We start from the raw sequence: 16,435 nt of genomic DNA on the forward strand, positions 1-16,435 counted from the left end.
GCCGGGAACATCCGTTCCCCATCTCACCGCCACGGCCCGCCCGGTCCGGCTCCGCCGGAACGACACTGCGACGCTCCGCGCCGCAATCACGAGATTCGCTTCACCACCGGGCTGAAGCCCGACGCACTGCGAATGAAACTCGGTAGCCGGGATTTTGGTCGGTGCCGAGTGGGAACCCCGGCGGGTCGAGCGGTGTACCAGAAGTGACACACGGCGTGCGGGCGGGCCGCACGTGGATCGACCGGCTGGTTGGGGGTTCGGATGCGCAGACTTCGTGAACTGCTCACGGTGACGGGGGCGTTGGCGGTGGCCTTCGCGGCGGTGCTGTTGGGGGCACCGTCCGCGATGGCCGGCGGACCGACGAGCGTGTTGGTGGTCTCGCCGGAGAGCGCGGAGACCACGGCGTTGTACTACTCGGACAAGGAGTACGGGCAGTTGATGAGCCTGCTGGGCGAGCCCGGCTCGGGCACGCGCGAGGAGCCGCCTGGGCAGGGAAGCGCCGGCGGACATCAGCTCAACGTCACATGGCTGGCCCATGACGTGTCGCCGTGGAGGGTCGACCGCGTTTATCCCGACTCGCCGCGGAGCAAGGACGTCTGGATACACACGACGACAGAACTGCCGAGCATGAACGGCTACTGGCACAAGGCCGAGGACCCGGCCCAGGTGCGGGCGCTGTTCAAGAAGCTCGGCGTAATGGGCAAGCCGTCGCCCGAGGGCGGCGGGGGAATCTTCCCGGCTCCCCGGCAGATGCCGGAGGACTCCGGCACCGCATCCGCACCCGCCGAAGAGGCCCGCACCACGACCGCCGCGGATGCCACGACCGGCGACGGCACCGACTGGTGGTGGGCGATACCGGGGGCGGCGGCCGGAGCCGTGCTGACCCTGGTGCTGCGGCCGCTGGTCGCCGGGGTGCCGGGAGCTCGGCCTCTGGGCAGGCGGGAGCGCGAGACGGAGCCTCGGCAGGAGCTCCGGGACGTATGAGAGGTGCGGATCGCGCGAGGGGATGCGGGACGCACGAGGGACGAAGGGCGAGGGGGACGAATGAGGGGGAGCAGGGGTGGAAGGGGCCGGATGAGGTTCCGGGTCGAAAGGGCGAGTGCGAGGTTATGGCTCCTGTCTCTGGCTTCCGTGGCGCTGGCCACGCTCGGTGGACCGGCGGCCCACGCCTCGACGGAAACCGCTCCGTACGCGAAGGCCGACACCCCGGATCTGGCCCTGGTCATCGCCGGCGACACGGGGCGGACGACCGCCCTGCGCGCCGGGGAGCGGGACTTCGTACGGCTCTGGCGGCTGCTGTCGCCCAGGTACACGGGGACGGAGCGGGTGCCCGAGGCCTGGGTGCAGGGCCGCTTCCCGAAGGTGCGGGCCACGGTGATCTGGGGGCTGACCGGGGTCGGGGGCTGGCCTCAGACCAGCAGGGCGCCCGGCGGCGATGTCGCCATCGAGCGCCAGGACCAGGTGTTCGTGGCGGCGGACGGGACGCCGTGGGTGCGGTCGGATCCCTCGCCCGATGTGGAGGACGACGACATCCGCTGGCATCGGGCACCGCGCTCGGTGTTCGAGCAGTTGGCGGAGCAAGGAATGCTGTTCGGCTCCGGAAGCGCATCGGTGGCGGTCTCGGACTCGCATGCGGTGGAGCATGCGGGGTGGGCGATACCCGGGCTGGCGGCCGGCCTGGCGATCGGAGTCGGCGGCACCCTTCTGATACGCCGCGCGGCGGCCGGGCATGAAATTGCCGGACCGCCGCGGGAACCACGACAGGAGCTGATCGACTTGTAGCCCCGGTGAAGTGCCGGGTGCGTCAGCCGAGGTCGATCTCCGGGTAGAGCGGGAAGCCGGCGAGCAGGTCGGTGGCGCGGTGGGCGATCTCGTCGGAGATCTTCGGGTCCAGGACGTGCTGGGCCTTGGACGGGCTGCCCTTGGCGGTGGTGCCGGGCTCTGCGGCTGCGAGGACGCGGTCGATCAGACCGGCGATCTCGTCCATCTCGGCCGTACCCAGACCACGGGTGGTCAGCGCGGGCGTGCCGATGCGGATGCCGGAGGTGTACCAGGCGCCGTTCGGGTCGGCGGGGATGGCGTTGCGGTTGGTGACGATGCCCGAGTCGAGCAGTGCGGACTCGGCCTGGCGGCCGGTGAGGCCGTAGGAGGAGGCGACATCGATCAGGTTGAGGTGGTTGTCCGTGCCGCCGGTGACCAGGGTGGCGCCGCGGCGCGTCAGGCCTTCGGCGAGGGCGCGGGAGTTGTCGACGACAGCCTGGGCGTAGTCGCGGAACTCGGGGCGCCGGGCCTCGGCGAGTGCGACGGCCTTGGCGGCCATGACATGGGGAAGGGGGCCACCGAGGACCATCGGGCAGCCGCGGTCGACCTGCTCGGCGAGCGTCTCGTCGCACAGCACCATGCCGCCGCGCGGGCCGCGCAGTGACTTGTGCGTGGTGGTGGTGACGATCTGGGCGTGCGGGATCGGGTCGAAGTCTCCGGTGAGGACCTTGCCCGCGACGAGACCGGCGAAGTGCGCCATGTCGACCATCAGGGTCGCGCCGACCTCGTCGGCGATCTCCCGCATGATGCGGAAGTTCACCAGGCGGGGGTAGGCGGAGTAGCCGGCGACGATGATCAGCGGCTTGAAGTCACGGGCGGAGGTGCGCAGGGCCTCGTAGTCGATGAGGCCGGTGGCGGGGTCGGTGCCGTAGGAACGCTGGTCGAACATCTTGCCGGAGATGTTCGGGCGGAAGCCGTGGGTGAGGTGGCCTCCGGCGTCCAGGGACATGCCGAGCATGCGCTGGTTGCCGAAGGCCTGGCGCAGCTCGGCCCAGTCGGCCTCGGAGAGGTCGTTGACGTTGCGGACGCCGGCCCGCTCCAGGGCGGGGGCCTCGACGCGGGCGGCGAGGACGGCCCAGAAGGCGACGAGGTTGGCGTCGATGCCGGAGTGCGGCTGGGCGTAGGCGTGCTCGGCGCCGAAGAGTTCGCGGGCGTGCTCGGCGGCGAGGGCCTCGACGGTGTCGACGTTGCGACAGCCGGCGTAGAAGCGGCGGCCGATGGTGCCCTCGGCGTACTTGTCGCTGAACCAGTTGCCCATGGCCAGGAGGGTGGCCGGGGACGCGTAGTTCTCGGACGCGATCAGCTTGAGCATGTCGCGCTGGTCGGCGACTTCCTGGCCGATGGCGTCGGCGACCCGGGGCTCCACGGCCCGGATCACGTCGAGAGCGCTGCGGAAGGCGGTCGACTCGGTGGAAAGGGGCTCTGGCATGACGGCCTCCGGACGTGGCGTTCAGCGTTCACGGGTCGGCCCAGGCGCACGGCACACAGTTGATGGGGTCGCTCCCCGATGGTCGGTCCCATCCCAGCGCGCCAGTCACGGCCCCGTTGGCCAGCCTACCGGGCGCGCCGGACGGCCGGGTTCCCGAGTCCACCATGCGAGCGACGATAGGAAATAGGCCACAAACCACCCGCCACTCGCGGGCACCACTCCCCCGTGCTCGGGGACGCGCCCCTCGTGCCGCACGTCAAGAAACGGAGATCCCGTGACCGCTACGGAGACGACGGAGGCGTTCATCGCCTCGGCCGACGCGCACAGCGCGCACAACTACCACCCGCTGCCGGTCGTCGTGGCGACGGCGGACGGGGCCTGGATGACGGATGTCGAGGGGCGCCGCTTCCTCGACCTGCTGGCCGGATACTCGGCGCTGAATTTCGGACATGGCAACCGACGGCTGCTCGACGCGGCGAAGGCGCAGCTGGAGCGGGTGACGCTGACGTCGCGGGCGTTCCATCACGACCGGTTCGCGGACTTCTGCCGGGAGCTGGCGGCACTGTGCGGCATGGAGATGGTGCTGCCGATGAACACGGGCGCGGAGGCGGTGGAGACCGCGGTGAAGACGGCCCGGAAGTGGGGGTACCGGGTCAAGGGCGTCCCGGACGGCAGGGCGAGGATCGTCGTGGCGAGCGACAACTTCCACGGCCGTACGACGACGATCATCAGCTTCTCCACGGACGCCGAGGCGCGGGCGGACTTCGGCCCGTTCACGCCGGGCTTCGACATCGTGCCGTACGGGGATCTGGCGGCGCTGCGCGAGGCGGTCACCGAGGACACGGTCGCCGTGCTCTTGGAGCCGATTCAGGGCGAGGCGGGGGTGCTGGTGCCGCCGTCCGGTTATCTCCAGGGGGTGCGGGAGGTGACGCGGGAGCGGAATGTCCTGTTCATCGCGGATGAGATCCAGTCGGGCCTCGGCAGGACCGGGCGTACGTTCGCCTGCGAGCACGAGGGTGTGGTGCCCGACATGTATGTGCTCGGCAAGGCGCTCGGCGGTGGGGTCGTCCCCGTCTCGGCCGTGGTGTCGTCGAGTGAGGTGCTCGGGGTGTTCAGGCCCGGGGAGCACGGGTCGACGTTCGGGGGGAATCCGCTGGCCTGTGCGGTGGCGCTGGAGGTGATCGCGATGCTGCGGTCGGGCGAGTTCCAGCGGCGGGCCGCCGAGCTCGGCGAGCATCTGCACCACGAGCTGGGCCTGCTGACGGACACCGGCCATGTCACACAGGTGCGCGGGCGCGGTCTGTGGGCGGGCATCGACATCGCCCCGGCCTACGGCACGGGGCGGGAGATCTCCGAGAAGCTGATGGACCGGGGCGTCCTCGTCAAGGACACCCACGGCGTCACGATCCGGATCGCCCCGCCCCTGGTCATCAGCAAGGAGGACCTGGACTGGGGGCTCGCCCAACTCCGCGGCGTACTGGGGGTGTAGAGCTTCGCGCTCTTAGCGCCCCTCGCACCGTCGCGCCCGCGCACCCGCGCACCCGCGCGCTAGAGGATGACGTGCGGCAGGAAGCGGGCGTACTCGTCGGTGATCAGGCCGGAGGACTCACGGATGCCGAGGCCCGCCGACTCGTCCTCGACGACCCAGGCGCCGAGGACGACACGATTGCCGTCGAAGTCGGGCAGGGGCGCCAGTTCCTGGTAGCAACAGGGCTCTTCGACGCGTAGGACGGGGGCGGCGCCCGGCTCGTGCACCGACACGCCCGCGCCCTCACGGCCGAGGAGGGGCTTGGCGACGTAGCCCTTGGTGCGCGCCAGTTCGCGTGGGCCGTCGAGGTAGGCCGGGAGCAGGTTCGGGTGGTCCGGGTAGAGCTCCCAGAGGATGGCGAGGAGGGCCTTGTTGGAGAGGAGCATCTTCCAGGCGGGCTCGATCCACAGGGTGCTGCCCGTGCCGCCGCCGTTGTCGAGGGTGTCCAGGACGTGCCCGGCGAAACGGTCGGCGGTGAGCCACTCCCAGGGGTAGAGCTTGAAGCAGCTGCGGATGAAGCGGAGTTGATTGTCGACGAAGCGGCCGGAGAGGGGGTCCCAGCCGATCTCCTCCATGGAGATCCAGTCGGTGTCGAGGCCGGCCTGCTCCGCGGTCTCCTTCAGATAGGCGACCGTCATCAGGTCCTCGCCGAGTTCGTCGGCGGCGGAGTGCGCGAAATAGAGGGGGCTGCCGGGTGGCAGGAGGGCGCCCTGTTTCTTCCAGGCGGCGACCAGACGCTCGTGGAGGGAGTTCCACTGGTCGGCGCCCGGGAAGCGGTCCTCCATCCAGAACCACTGGGGGCTCGCGGCCTCGACGAGGGAGGTCGGGGTGTCGGCGTTGTACTCCAGGAGCTTCGCGGGGCCCGTGCCGTCGTAGCAGAGGTCGAAACGGCCGTAGACGGACGGGAGTTCGGCGCGGCGATGCCAGGCCTCGGCGACGAGTTCGGCGACGCGCGGTTCGGTGATGCCGAGGTCGGCGAAGCGGTCCGCGGTGACGATGTGGTCGGCCGCCACCAGGCACATGCGGTGCAGTTCCTCGACGACCTCCTCCAGAGCCTCGACCTCGGGGAGCGAGAAGACGTAGTACGCGCTCTCGTCCCAGTAGGGGCGCAGGGAGTCGTCCGGGTAGCGGGTGAGCGGGTAGATGAGACCCTGCTCCTCGACGGTCTGCTGCCAGCCGGGGCGCGGGTCGATGGTGCGGCGTTCCATGGCGTGCGGGTCCGATCGGGTCCTTGAGCGCGTACGGGTACGAAGACGTCGTACGCGCTCAGCCGCCGGAGCTGCCCTTGCCGCTGCCGAAGCCGCCGCGGTGGACGCCGCTGCCACCGCTCGAACTGCCGGACCCCTTGCTGGGCTTGATGAAGGAGCCTCCGTCGACCCAGCCGCTCTTCTTCTTGCCGCCGTAGTACCAGGAGCCGTTGGCCGACGTCTTGGTGGACTTGCAGTTCTTGTCGGCGACGACCTTGTAGCCCTTGGTGAGGTTGTAGCTGTCTCGGTCGACACAGCGCTTGTCGGGGTCCGAGGAGCAGGCGGTGAGCGCCGCCGCGAGGAGTCCCATGCCGCCGAGCACGACCGTGCCCGAGCGCAGTTGCCGTCCACTGTCTGCCATGTTCGTTCCCCCGTTGTCACCGCTGTTGCTGAGCGGTACGTGTTCGCCGCCGCTTCTGAGCGGTGCGCGTGTTGTGTTCAGATCATTCGCATGCTGGAGGTGATCAGATTAGAGATCGCTTGCGGGAAGCATGCGATGACCCCCTGCGATTCACCGTCCCCTACAGTCACTTCGTGCTCTTTGGAATGATGTGCGCCCTCGGTGCGTCGGTCTGCTTCGGTACGGCGACGGTGTTGCAGGCGATGGCGGCGCGCGCGGCGGCCGAGAGCGGGCCGGGCGGCGACACGGCGCTGCTGCTGCGGGCGCTGCGGCAGTGGCGGTATCTCGCGGGGCTCGCGCTCGACGGGGTCGGGTTCCTGTTGCAGATCGCCGCGCTGCGGTCGATTCCGATCTACGCGGTGGGGGCGGCGCTCGCCGCGAGTCTCGCCGTGACGGCGGTGGTGGCCTCGTGGCTGCTGCGGGTGCGGTTGAGCCGGGTCGAGTGGGGCGCGGTGGGGGTGGTGTGCGCGGGGCTCGCGATGCTGGGGCTTGCGTCCGGAACGGAGGGGGAGGTCGCGGGGTCCACTGCGTTGAAGTACGCCATGTTGGGCACGGCCGTCGCCGTACTGCTGCTGGGCCTCGTGGGCGGGCGGTTGCCCGAGCGGGTACGGCCGCTCGCCCTCGGGTTGGGCGCCGGGTTCGGGTTCGGAGTGGTCGAGGTGGCGGTGCGGCTCATCGACGACCTCGATCCGGGGGCGTTGCTGAGCAATCCGGCGACGTATGCGCTGCTGATGGGCGGAGGGGCGGCGTTTCTGCTGCTCACCTCGGCCTTGCAGCGGGGTTCGGTGACGACAGCCACCGCCGGGCTGGTCATCGGGGAGACCATCGGGCCCGCGGTGGTGGGGGTGGTGTGGCTGGGGGACCGTACGCGGGAGGGGCTGTCGTGGCTGGCGGTGCTCGGGTTCGCGGTGGCTGTGGTGGGGGCGTTGGCGCTGGCGCGGTTCGGGGAGGCGCCGGGTGAGGAGGCGTAGGGGTCTCTCGCCCCCTCCGCCCCCGCCCTCCCCCAAGCTCTCGGCTTCGCTCGAGCAGGGGGACCCCATCGTCCCTGGGGACTGCGCCCCCAGCCCCCCGCTCAAAGAGTGCAAGCCTCAAGGCAGCGCCCGGCACAGCGCGTCCAGTGCGCCCGACCATGCGTGGTCCGGTGGTGTGCCGTAGCCCACGACCAGCGCGTCCAGGGGCTCGGGGGCCGCGTCGGGGTGACGGTAGCGCGACAGGCTGTGGACGGCGAGGCCCTGCCAGGCGGCGGCCTGGACCACTGACTGTTCGGTGCCCTGCGGGAGGCGGAGCACCGCATGGAGGCCGGCGGCGATGCCGGTGGCGTGGACGGCGGGGGCCCGGGTCGCGAGGGCGGCGACAAGGGCGTCCCGGCGGCGCCGATAGCGGAGCCGGGCGGCGCGGACGTGTCGGTCGTACGCGCCGGAGGTGATGAACTCGGCGAGGGTCAGCTGGTCCAGGGCTCCGGTGGACCAGCCCCCGCCGCCCTTCAGCGAGACGACCTCGTCCGCGAGCGACGCGGGCAGCACCAGCCAGCCCAGGCGCAGCGCGGGAGCCAGCGACTTGCTGGCGGTGCCCAGGTAGACCACGTGGTCGGGGTCGAGGCCCTGCAGCGCGCCGACCGGCCCCCGGTCGTAGCGGAACTCGCCGTCGTAGTCGTCCTCCAGGATCAGCCCGCCGATGCGGCGGGCCCAGTCCACCACCGCGGCCCGGCGGTCCGGATGGAGCGGCAGGCCCATGGGGAACTGGTGGGCGGGGGTGAGCAGGACGGCCCGTACGCCCGTCAAGTCGCTTGCAAGCGTGCCCAGTTCGTCGAAAGGGAGCGGCGTCGTGCGCAGGCCCGAGCGGTGCAGAAGGTTCCAGTGGACGTCCAGGCCGTACGACTCCACGGCGAGGGAGCGCAGGCCCCGCTGCCGCAGCACCGCTCCCAGCAGGGTCAGGCCGTCCGAGAAACCGGAACAGATCACGATGCGCTCCGGGTCTGCCCGTACCCCCCGGGCACGGGAGAGGTAGCCCGCGAGGGCGGTGCGCAGTTCGGGGCGGCCGCGCGGATCGCCGTAGCCGAGGGCGTCGTGCGGCGCGGCGGTCAGCGCGCGGCGGGCCGCCTTGAGCCATGCGGTGCGCGGGAAGGAGGCGAGGTCGGGGCTGCCGGGGACCAGGTCGTAGGTGGGGCGCCCCTGCTCTCGTCTGCGGGGCGCCGGCTCCGGCGCCGGTCGCACCACCGTCCGCTCGGCCACCCTCGTGCCCGAGCCCTGGCGTGCGGTGAGCCAGCCCTCCGCGACCAGATCGGCGTACGCGTCGGCGACCGTGTTGCGCGCGATGGCGAGATCGGCGGCGAGCGAGCGGGAGGACGGGAGGCGGGTTCCGGGGGCCAGACGGCCACTGCGGACCGCCTCGCGCAGCGCGTCCGTCAGGCCCTTGCGGACGCCGGATCCGGTCGGCTCGACATGGAGATCTACCCCGTCGGCCCCCAAAGTGGCCCGTGTTTTTGCCATGTAAATGGACCATACTCCTGGGCTACTCCACTCATAGGGTCGATCACATGATGACCCACACGGACGAGACCACGAAGAGCACGACGACCGAGACGACCGCCGCGACCGTGCGGTACGCCCCCGAGCACAGCCCGCGTCTGAACTGGGCCCAGCTCGCCCCCGACGTCTACAAGGCCATGATCAAGCTCGATGCGGCGGCCCGGCGGGGTGTGGACCCCGTACTCCTGGAACTGGTGAAGATCCGCGCCTCGCAGCTCAACCACTGCGCCTTCTGCCTCGACATGCACACCAAGGACGCGCTCGCGGCGGGCGAGAGCGTCGAGCGGATCGTGCAGCTGAGCGCGTGGGAGGAGTCGGAGCACTTCTACACGGAGCAGGAGCTCGCGGCGATCGCACTGACCGAGGCGGTCACGGTCCTGACGGACGGCTTTGTGCCGGACGAGGTGTACGAGCGCGCCGCCGCGCACTTCGACGAGGCCGAGCTGGCCCAGCTGATCGCCGCGATCACGGTGATCAACGCGTGGAACCGGTTCGGCGTGACCTGCCGCCTCGTTCCCGGGCACTACCAGGCCGGACAGTACAAGTGACGGCAGCCCCCGGGACGGCGCGCACGACCCGCCTCGACGTCGGCGTCCGTACCGCGATGCAGGCGCTCAGTGCGGCGGCGAAGAAGGGCACCTCCCGGACGAAGTCCGGGGGAGGCCTTGTGCCGGACGAGGTGTACGAGCGGGCGGCCAAGCATTTCGACGAGGGCCGACTGGCTCATCTCATCGGGTTGATCACTGCCATCAACGGGTGGAACCGGCTGATGGTCAGCCGTCGTATCCCGGCGGGCGGCACGGAATGGTGAGCGAGGTGGTGAGCAAGGCCGAGAGGTTCCGAGCGCTGCATCATGGCCGTGTCCCGGGCGAGCCGCTGGTCCTGCCCGGCCCCTGGGACGCCGCGAGCGCGCGGGTGTTCGTGGACGCCGGGTTCCCGGCGCTCGCCACGCCCAGCGCCGGGGTCGCCGCGTCGCTCGGGTACGAGGACGGGGCCACGCCCGCCGACGAGATGTTCGCGGCGGTCGCGCGGATCGTACGGGCCGTCGACGTGCCCGTGTCCGCGGATGTCGAGGGCGGGTACGGGATCGCGCCCAAGGAGTTGGTGGAGCGGTTGCTGGAAGCGGGTGCGGTCGGCTGCAATCTCGAGGACTCCGACGGGGGTGTTCTCAAGGATGCGGCGCGGCATGCCGATTGGCTCGCCGAGGTGCGGGGCGCCGCGGGTGGGCAGCTCTTCGTCAACGCTCGCGTCGATGTCTTCATCCATGGGGACTCGGATCCGGAGCGGGCGATCGAGCGGGCCGCGCTGTACGTGGCGGCCGGGGCCGACTGTGTGTATCCGATCGGGGCGCCCTCCGACGTACTTCCGCTGCTGCGGGCGGGGATTCAGGGGCCGGTGAACGTGCTCGCTCGGCTGGACGGGCCCTCGATGTCCGAGCTGGGGGAGCTCGGGGCTACGCGGGTCACGTTCGGGCCGGGGTTGCAGCGGCGCTCGGCCGAGGCAGTGCGGGAGACCGCGGTGGGCCTGCGATAGGTCCGTGCCGGGCGCCTCTTCGCGAGGCGCCCGGCACGGGACCACGCCCACGCCCACGCCCACGGCTACGGGGCTACGGGGCTACGGGGCTACGGGAGCCATGTCCTCCACGTCGACTCGTGTTCCCGCACCCACTTCTTCGCCGCCTCCTGAGCCGACAGCTTGTCGTTGGCGATCATCAGGGAGACCTCGTTCTGGTCCTCGGTCGTCCACGTGAAGTTCTTCAGGAACTGGGCCGCCTTGCCGCCGGTCTTCGCGAAGTCCGCGTTGAGGTACTTCTGGAGCGGGGTGTGCGGGTACGCGCAGGCGACCTTCTGCGGGTCAGCGTCGCAGCCCTCCTGGTAGGCCGGGAGCTTCACCTCGGTCATGGGGACCTTCTTGAAGAGCCACTGCGGGGAGTACCAGTAGGTGAGGAAGGGCTTCTTGTCCTTGGCGAACTGCTTGATCTGGGTGATCTGCGCGGCCTCCGAACCGGCGAACACCACCTGGTAGTTCAGCTTCAGGTTGTTGACCAGGGCCTTGTCATTGGTGACGTAGGACGGGGAGCCGTCGAGGAGCTGGCCCTTGCCGCCGCTCTCCGCGGTGCGGAGCTGGTCGGCGTACTTGTTGAGGTTCTTCCAGTCCGTCACGTCCGGGTGCTGCTGGGCGAAGTACGTGGGGACGTACCAGCCGATGTGGCCGGTGACACCCAGGTCGCCGCCGCGCGCGATGGTCTTCTTGTCCTCGACGTAGCGCTTCTCCTGGTCGGGGTGGCCCCAGTCCTCCAGGATCGCGTCGACCCGGCCCTGGCTGAGCGCGTCCCAGGCGGGGACCTCGTCGACCTGGACCGTGTCGACGCGGTAGCCGAGCTCGTGCTCCAGCAGGTACTGGGCCACGGCCTCGTTGGACTGGGCGCCGACCCACGACTGCACGGACAGGGTCACGGTCTTGGCGCCCTGGGCGTTCGCGAAGGGCGAGGCCTGCTTGGTCATGTCGGCGGCGCCGCAGCCGGTCAGCAGCATCAGGGCCGAGGCACCGGCCACCACATGAGTCGTACGCAGTCGCATGTCAGGCTCCCTTCTTCGCGCGGCGTTCGGTCGGCTGGGTCACCCGGTCGAGCATCAGGCCGAGACAGACGATGGCGGCGCCGGCGACCAGGCCGGTCGCCAGGTCGCCCTGGGCGAGGCCGAAGACGACGTCGTAGCCGAGCGCCCCGCCGCCGACGAGACCGCCGATGATGACGACGGCGAGGACGAGGACGACGCCCTGGTTGACGGCGAGGAGCAGTGCGGGGCGGGCCAGCGGCAGCTGGACCTGGCGCAGTTGCTGCCCGCTGGTCGCGCCGAGCGAGCGGGCCGACTCCAGCGCGGCCGGATCGACGGCACGCAGGCCCTGGGTGGTGATGCGGACGACGGCCGGCAGGGCGTAGACGACCGCAGCGGCCACGGCGGGCGCGCGGCCCACGCCGAACAGCGCCACCACCGGGATCAGATACACGAACTGCGGCATGGTCTGGAAGACGTCAAGCACCGGACGCAGCAGGCGCTCGACGCGCTCACTGCGCGCGGCGGCGATGCCGATCGCGAAGCCGAGCACGAGGGTCACGGCGACCGCCGCGAGCACCTGCGAGAGCGTGTCGAGCGACGGCTTCCAGACACCCAGCACACCGATCGCGGCCATCGCGAGGACGGCGGTGAGCGCGGTGCGCCAGGTGCCGATCAGCCAGGCGAGGGCGGCGACGATCAGGAGGACCGACCACCAGGGCAGCCACTGGAGGCCGTCCCGGAGCGGGTCCAGGATCCAGGTCGTGAAATGGCCCGCCCAGTCGGCGGTGCCGCCGATGTAGGGGACGCCGGAGTAGAGGTGGTCGGTCATCCAGTCGACGGCGCGGTTCACCGGCTCGGCGATGTGGACGGCCCAGGCGTCGGGCCAGTCGAGGAGGTCCGTGAGACGTCCGGCGAGCGCGACGGCGACGGCCACGACGGCGGCGTACGCCCATGCCCTCGGGTTCCCCCGCGAGTCGCCCCCGAGCCGCTCCCCCGCCGCTCCCGTCACCCGGTCCAGGACGACCGCGAGCAGCACGATCGGGATTCCCGCGGCCAGCGCGGCGCCGACGTCGACGGAGGCCAGCGCCTGGTAGACGCGGTCTCCCAGGCCGCCCGCGCCGATCACGGAGGCGATCACGGCCATGGACAGCGCCATCATGATCGTCTGGTTGAGGCCGAGCAGGAGTTCCTTGCGGGCCAGGGGCAGACGTGCGGTGAGCAGCCGCTGGCGGGCCGTGGCGCCGAGCGAGGCGACGGCCTCCATCACCCCGGTGTCCGCGCCGCGCAGACCCAGCGCGGTGAGGCGGGCCATGGGCGGGGCGGCGTACACGACGGTCGCGAGTACGGCCGCGGGGACGCCGATGCCGAAGACCAGCACGACGGGGAGGAGGTACGCGAACGCCGGGAGCACCTGCATGGTGTCCAGCACGGGCCGCAGTGCGCGGTACGTGCGGTCGGACAGGCCCGCGGCGAGGCCGAGCAGCGTGCCCAGTGCCACGGAGGCGAGCACGGCGACCACCATGAGCGCCAGCGTCTGCATGGTGGGGACCCACATGCCGAGCAGGCCGCAGGTGAGGAACGCGGCGGCGGTGCCGAGGGCCAGCCGTACGCCCGCCGTTCGCCAGGCGACGAGGGCCGCCACGGCTGTCACGCCTGCCCAGCCCGCTGCGAGCAGCACGAGGTAGACGGCGCGTACGGACAGGACGACGGCGTTGCTGATGTAGCCGAAGAAGTACAGGAACAGAGGGTGGCTGTCCCTGTTGTCGATGATCCAGGTGCTGACCTTGCCGAGCGGGTCGGTGAGGTCGACGGTGAGCGCGTGCGGCCAGGTTCCGCTGGCCCAACGGGCGTTGAGGAAGGGCACGATCACGGCTGCCGCCAGGGCCAGCAGGAGGAGCTTGCCTGCGGCACGGTGGCGGACCAGGGCTCTGGCTCGGTCCGCCAACCCGGTATGGCCGATGGGGGCGGTGGCTGTAGCCATCAGGCCACCTCCCCCTCGCCGGAGGCGACAGGGACACCCGCGTCGGGCGTGCCCGGGGCCCGGGTGTCGCGGGCCGGAGCTTGCCGGGTGCCGCTCTCTTCGGGACGGGGGCCGCTCTCTTCGGGACGGGTGCCGCCCCTGGCGGCACGATGGCCCGCAGCCGGAGCGACTGCCTCAGCGGCACGATGGCCCGCAGCCGGAGCGACTGCCTCAGCGGCACGGTCGTCCGTGGGCACACCAGTCCCTGCGACCACTCCGAGCAGGCGCTCGTGGTCGACCACCCCGACGCAGCGGCCCCCGTCCATGACCCGGGCCGGGGAGCCGGTGCGTGCCACCGCTTCGATCGCCTCCGACACCGTCGCCTCCGGCGACACGGCCGGTCCCCGGCCCGCCTCCTCCGCGGACGCGGCCCGCATCGCCGTACGCACCGTCATCACCTGCTCGCGCGGCACGTCGCGGACGAACTCGCGGACGTAGTCGTCGGCGGGTGAGCCGACGATCTCCTCAGGGGTGCCGAGCTGGACGATGCGGCCGTCGCGCATGAGGGCGATGCGGTCGCCCAGGCGCAGGGCCTCGTTCAGGTCGTGGGTGATGAAGACCATCGTGCGCCCCTCCTCGCGGTGGAGCCGGATGACCTCCTCCTGCATGTCGCGCCGGATCAGCGGGTCGAGCGCGCTGAACGGTTCGTCGAAGAGAAGGACCTCGGGGTCGACGGCGAGCGCCCGGGCCAGGCCCACGCGCTGCTGCTGACCGCCGGACAGCTGACCCGGCCTGCGCTGCTCCATGCCCTCGAGGCCGACCTTGGTGACGATGGCGGCCGCCTTCGCGCGGCGCTCCGCACGCGAGACGCCCTGGATCTCCAGGCCGTACGCGACGTTGTCGAGGACCGTGCGGTGCGGCAGCAGGCCGAAGTGCTGGAAGACCATCGCGGCGCGGTGGCGGCGCAGTTCGCGCAGCCGGGCCTTGTCCATGGCCAGAACGTCCTCGCCGTCGATCGCGAGGCCGCCGGAGGTGGGCTCGATCAGCCGGGTGAGGCAGCGCACGAGCGTGGACTTGCCCGAGCCGGACAGGCCCATCACCACAAACACCTCGCCCTTGCGCACGTCGAAGCTGACGTCGTGGACGGCGGCCGTGCAGCCGGTGCGGGAGCGCAGTTCGGCGGGGCTGAGCGCGGCGAGTTCGGGGTCGGCGGGGACGCGCTCGGCCTTGGGACCGAAGACCTTCCACAGGTTGTGCACGGAGAAGACGGGCTCGGTGCCCTTGTCCTGACGCGGGGTCGCGGTACTCATCACGCAGCACCCCCGATCAGGTCGGCGCACTTCTCCCCGACCATGAGCACCCCGATCATCGGGTTCACGGCCGGCATCGTCGGGAAGACGGACGCGTCGGCGATCCGGATGCCGTCGAGACCGAGGATTCGCAACTCGGGGTCGACGACCGCGAGTTCGTCCGACGGCGCGCCCATACGGCAGGTGCCCGCCGGGTGGTACACGGTGTGCGCCACGTGGCGCGCGTACGCGCTGAGCTCCTCGTCGTCCGTGACGGCGGGGCCGGGGCACACCTCGCGCTTGAGCCATCCCGCGAGCGGCTCGGCCTTGGCTATCTCGCGGGCGATCTTGATGCCGTCGACGAGGGTACGGCCGTCGTAGTCGTCCTCGTCCGTGAAGTAGCGGAAGTCGAGGGCGGGCTTCACGGCCGGGTCGGGGCTGGTCAGGTACAGGCGCCCGCGGCTGCGTGGCTTGGGGATGTTGGGGGTCATCGACACGCCGTGCGCCGGGCGCACGTAGCCGAGCCGCTCCGGATTGTCCGTGAAGGGGACCTGGTAGAAGTGGAACATCAGGTCTGGCCCCGGGTGCTCCGGATCGCGGCGCACGAACAGGCCCGCGTCGGAGTCCATGGCCGAGTTCTCGGGGATGGGCCCGTCGGTCTCCCAGACGATGACGGACTCGGGGTGGTCGAGCAGGTTCTCGCCGACACCGGGGAGGTCGAGCGCGACCGGGATGCCGAGCGCCTCCAGTTCGGCACGCGGCCCGATGCCGGAGTGCAGCAGCAGTCGCGGCGAGTCCACGGCGCCCGCGCACAGCAGGACCTCGGTGCGAGCCCGTACGAGGATCTCCTCGCCGTCCTTGGTGCGGACGTGCACGCCCGTCGCCCGCGTCCCGTCCAGCTCCAGCTTGTACGCCCAGGTCTCCAGCAGCAGCGTCAGGTTGGCGCGCTGGTCCATCACCGGATGCAGGTACGCCACCGACGCGCTCGACCGCTTGTTGTTCTCCGGGTGGTACGCCAGGTCGAAGAAGCCGACGCCCTCGGTGAACGGCTTCTTGTTGAAGCCTTCGACACGCGGTACGCCGAGCGCCTGCTGCGCCGCGTCGACGAAGTCGCGGGCGATGGCGTTCCGGTCCTTCTCGTCGACCGCGACGATGTTGTTGAGGAGCCGTGCGTAGTACGCCTCCATCGGCACCGCGCCCCAGCCCTTGGCGCCCGCCGCCTCCCACTCGTCCCAGTCGGACGGCAGCGGCTTGAACGCGATCAGCGTGTTGTGGGACGAGCAGCCACCGAGCACCCGGGCGCGGCTGTGCCGGATGTGCGAGTTGCCGCGCGGCTGCTCGGTCGTCGGGTAGTCGTAGTCCAACTCTCCGCCGAGCAGGCCCATCCAGCGGCGCAGGGTGAGGACGTCCTCGCGGTCGACGTCACTGGGGCCGCCCTCGATGACGGCGACGGTGACGTCCGGGTTCTCGGTGAGGCGGGATGCGATGACGGAGCCCGCCGTGCCGCCGCCGATGACGACGTAGTCGTACGTGTTCTCGTGCTGGGACATGAAGTGGTGCTCCTCCGGGGCGTGCAAGGTACGGCGCGTAGTGGTGATGAGGGGACGGGGCGCGGGGGGACGGGGCGGGGACGGCGGGCTTCAGCCGGCGAACCGGCGGCTCGGGATCAGCCGGC

15 protein-coding genes and 1 riboswitch are annotated in these 16,435 nt (G+C 71.2%); of the genes, 7 read left to right on the forward strand and 8 right to left on the reverse strand.

Features of this window, described 5'->3' with window-relative positions:
- Window positions 1-261: 261 nt before the first annotated feature.
- Entirely contained in the window at window positions 262-984 is a 723-nt protein-coding gene (locus IEY95_RS34870) for a hypothetical protein (protein ID WP_229703573.1), read from the forward strand.
- A gap of 90 nt (window positions 985-1,074) precedes the next feature.
- Window positions 1,075-1,782, forward strand: coding sequence for a hypothetical protein (locus tag IEY95_RS34875; RefSeq protein WP_373294610.1), 708 nt, complete (start codon window positions 1,075-1,077; stop codon window positions 1,780-1,782).
- Between the two features lie 22 nt (window positions 1,783-1,804).
- On the opposite strand, the gene IEY95_RS34880 is transcribed toward IEY95_RS34875, so the two are convergent.
- Entirely contained in the window at window positions 1,805-3,250 is a 1,446-nt protein-coding gene (locus IEY95_RS34880; RefSeq protein WP_189190205.1) for a glycine hydroxymethyltransferase, read from the reverse strand.
- A gap of 31 nt (window positions 3,251-3,281) precedes the next feature.
- Window positions 3,282-3,369: riboswitch (ZMP/ZTP riboswitch) on the reverse strand.
- Window positions 3,370-3,524: 155 nt separating this feature from the next.
- On the opposite strand from IEY95_RS34880, the gene rocD reads away from it, so the two are divergent.
- The gene (gene rocD, locus IEY95_RS34885) at window positions 3,525-4,739 is read left to right on the forward strand and encodes an ornithine--oxo-acid transaminase (RefSeq protein ID WP_189190206.1); all 1,215 of its coding nucleotides are present in this window, start codon (window positions 3,525-3,527) and stop codon (window positions 4,737-4,739) included.
- Between the two features lie 59 nt (window positions 4,740-4,798).
- Here the strand turns inward: rocD and IEY95_RS34890 are convergent, their stop codons facing one another.
- Complete coding sequence (locus tag IEY95_RS34890; RefSeq protein WP_189190207.1) at window positions 4,799-5,986, reverse strand: glutathionylspermidine synthase family protein; 1,188 nt, start codon at window positions 5,984-5,986, stop codon at window positions 4,799-4,801.
- A gap of 58 nt (window positions 5,987-6,044) precedes the next feature.
- Entirely contained in the window at window positions 6,045-6,386 is a 342-nt protein-coding gene (locus tag IEY95_RS34895) for a hypothetical protein (protein ID WP_189190208.1), read from the reverse strand.
- A 185-nt stretch (window positions 6,387-6,571) separates the two neighbouring features.
- Here IEY95_RS34895 and IEY95_RS34900 point away from each other — a divergent pair, with 185 nt between their 5' ends.
- Window positions 6,572-7,396, forward strand: coding sequence for a DMT family protein (locus IEY95_RS34900; protein WP_189190397.1), 825 nt, complete (start codon window positions 6,572-6,574; stop codon window positions 7,394-7,396).
- Window positions 7,397-7,513: 117 nt separating this feature from the next.
- Here IEY95_RS34900 and pdxR read toward each other — a convergent pair whose 3' ends face one another.
- Complete coding sequence (pdxR, locus tag IEY95_RS34905) at window positions 7,514-8,914, reverse strand: MocR-like pyridoxine biosynthesis transcription factor PdxR (RefSeq protein WP_189190209.1); 1,401 nt, start codon at window positions 8,912-8,914, stop codon at window positions 7,514-7,516.
- A gap of 47 nt (window positions 8,915-8,961) precedes the next feature.
- Here pdxR and IEY95_RS34910 point away from each other — a divergent pair, with 47 nt between their 5' ends.
- Genes IEY95_RS34910 through IEY95_RS34920 form a run of 3 tightly spaced genes read left to right on the forward strand, consistent with a single transcriptional unit; the run spans window position 8,962 to window position 10,486 of the window.
- Complete coding sequence (locus tag IEY95_RS34910) at window positions 8,962-9,501, forward strand: carboxymuconolactone decarboxylase family protein (RefSeq protein ID WP_373294611.1); 540 nt, start codon at window positions 8,962-8,964, stop codon at window positions 9,499-9,501.
- Entirely contained in the window at window positions 9,498-9,764 is a 267-nt protein-coding gene (locus tag IEY95_RS50860; protein ID WP_373294612.1) for a carboxymuconolactone decarboxylase family protein, read from the forward strand. Before IEY95_RS34910 ends, IEY95_RS50860 begins: the two co-directional genes overlap by 4 nt.
- Window positions 9,765-9,772: 8 nt before the next feature.
- Entirely contained in the window at window positions 9,773-10,486 is a 714-nt protein-coding gene (locus IEY95_RS34920; RefSeq protein ID WP_189190210.1) for an isocitrate lyase/PEP mutase family protein, read from the forward strand.
- An 89-nt stretch (window positions 10,487-10,575) separates the two neighbouring features.
- On the opposite strand, the gene IEY95_RS34925 is transcribed toward IEY95_RS34920, so the two are convergent.
- Genes IEY95_RS34925 through IEY95_RS34940 form a run of 4 tightly spaced genes read right to left on the reverse strand, consistent with a single transcriptional unit; the run spans window position 10,576 to window position 16,310 of the window.
- Window positions 10,576-11,532, reverse strand: a complete 957-nt coding sequence (locus IEY95_RS34925; protein WP_189190211.1) for an ABC transporter substrate-binding protein — start codon at window positions 11,530-11,532, stop codon at window positions 10,576-10,578.
- Between the two features lies 1 nt (window position 11,533).
- Complete coding sequence (locus tag IEY95_RS34930; protein ID WP_189190212.1) at window positions 11,534-13,492, reverse strand: ABC transporter permease; 1,959 nt, start codon at window positions 13,490-13,492, stop codon at window positions 11,534-11,536.
- Window positions 13,492-14,781, reverse strand: coding sequence for a quaternary amine ABC transporter ATP-binding protein (locus IEY95_RS34935; protein ID WP_189190213.1), 1,290 nt, complete (start codon window positions 14,779-14,781; stop codon window positions 13,492-13,494). Before IEY95_RS34935 ends, IEY95_RS34930 begins: the two co-directional genes overlap by 1 nt.
- The gene (locus tag IEY95_RS34940) at window positions 14,781-16,310 is read right to left on the reverse strand and encodes a GMC family oxidoreductase (protein ID WP_189190214.1); all 1,530 of its coding nucleotides are present in this window, start codon (window positions 16,308-16,310) and stop codon (window positions 14,781-14,783) included. The genes IEY95_RS34935 and IEY95_RS34940 overlap by 1 nt, the downstream gene beginning before the upstream one ends.
- Window positions 16,311-16,435 lie beyond the last annotated feature (125 nt).

The sequence above is a fragment of the Streptomyces albiflavescens genome, assembly GCF_014645835.1.
GTDB lineage: Bacteria > Actinomycetota > Actinomycetes > Streptomycetales > Streptomycetaceae > Streptomyces > Streptomyces albiflavescens.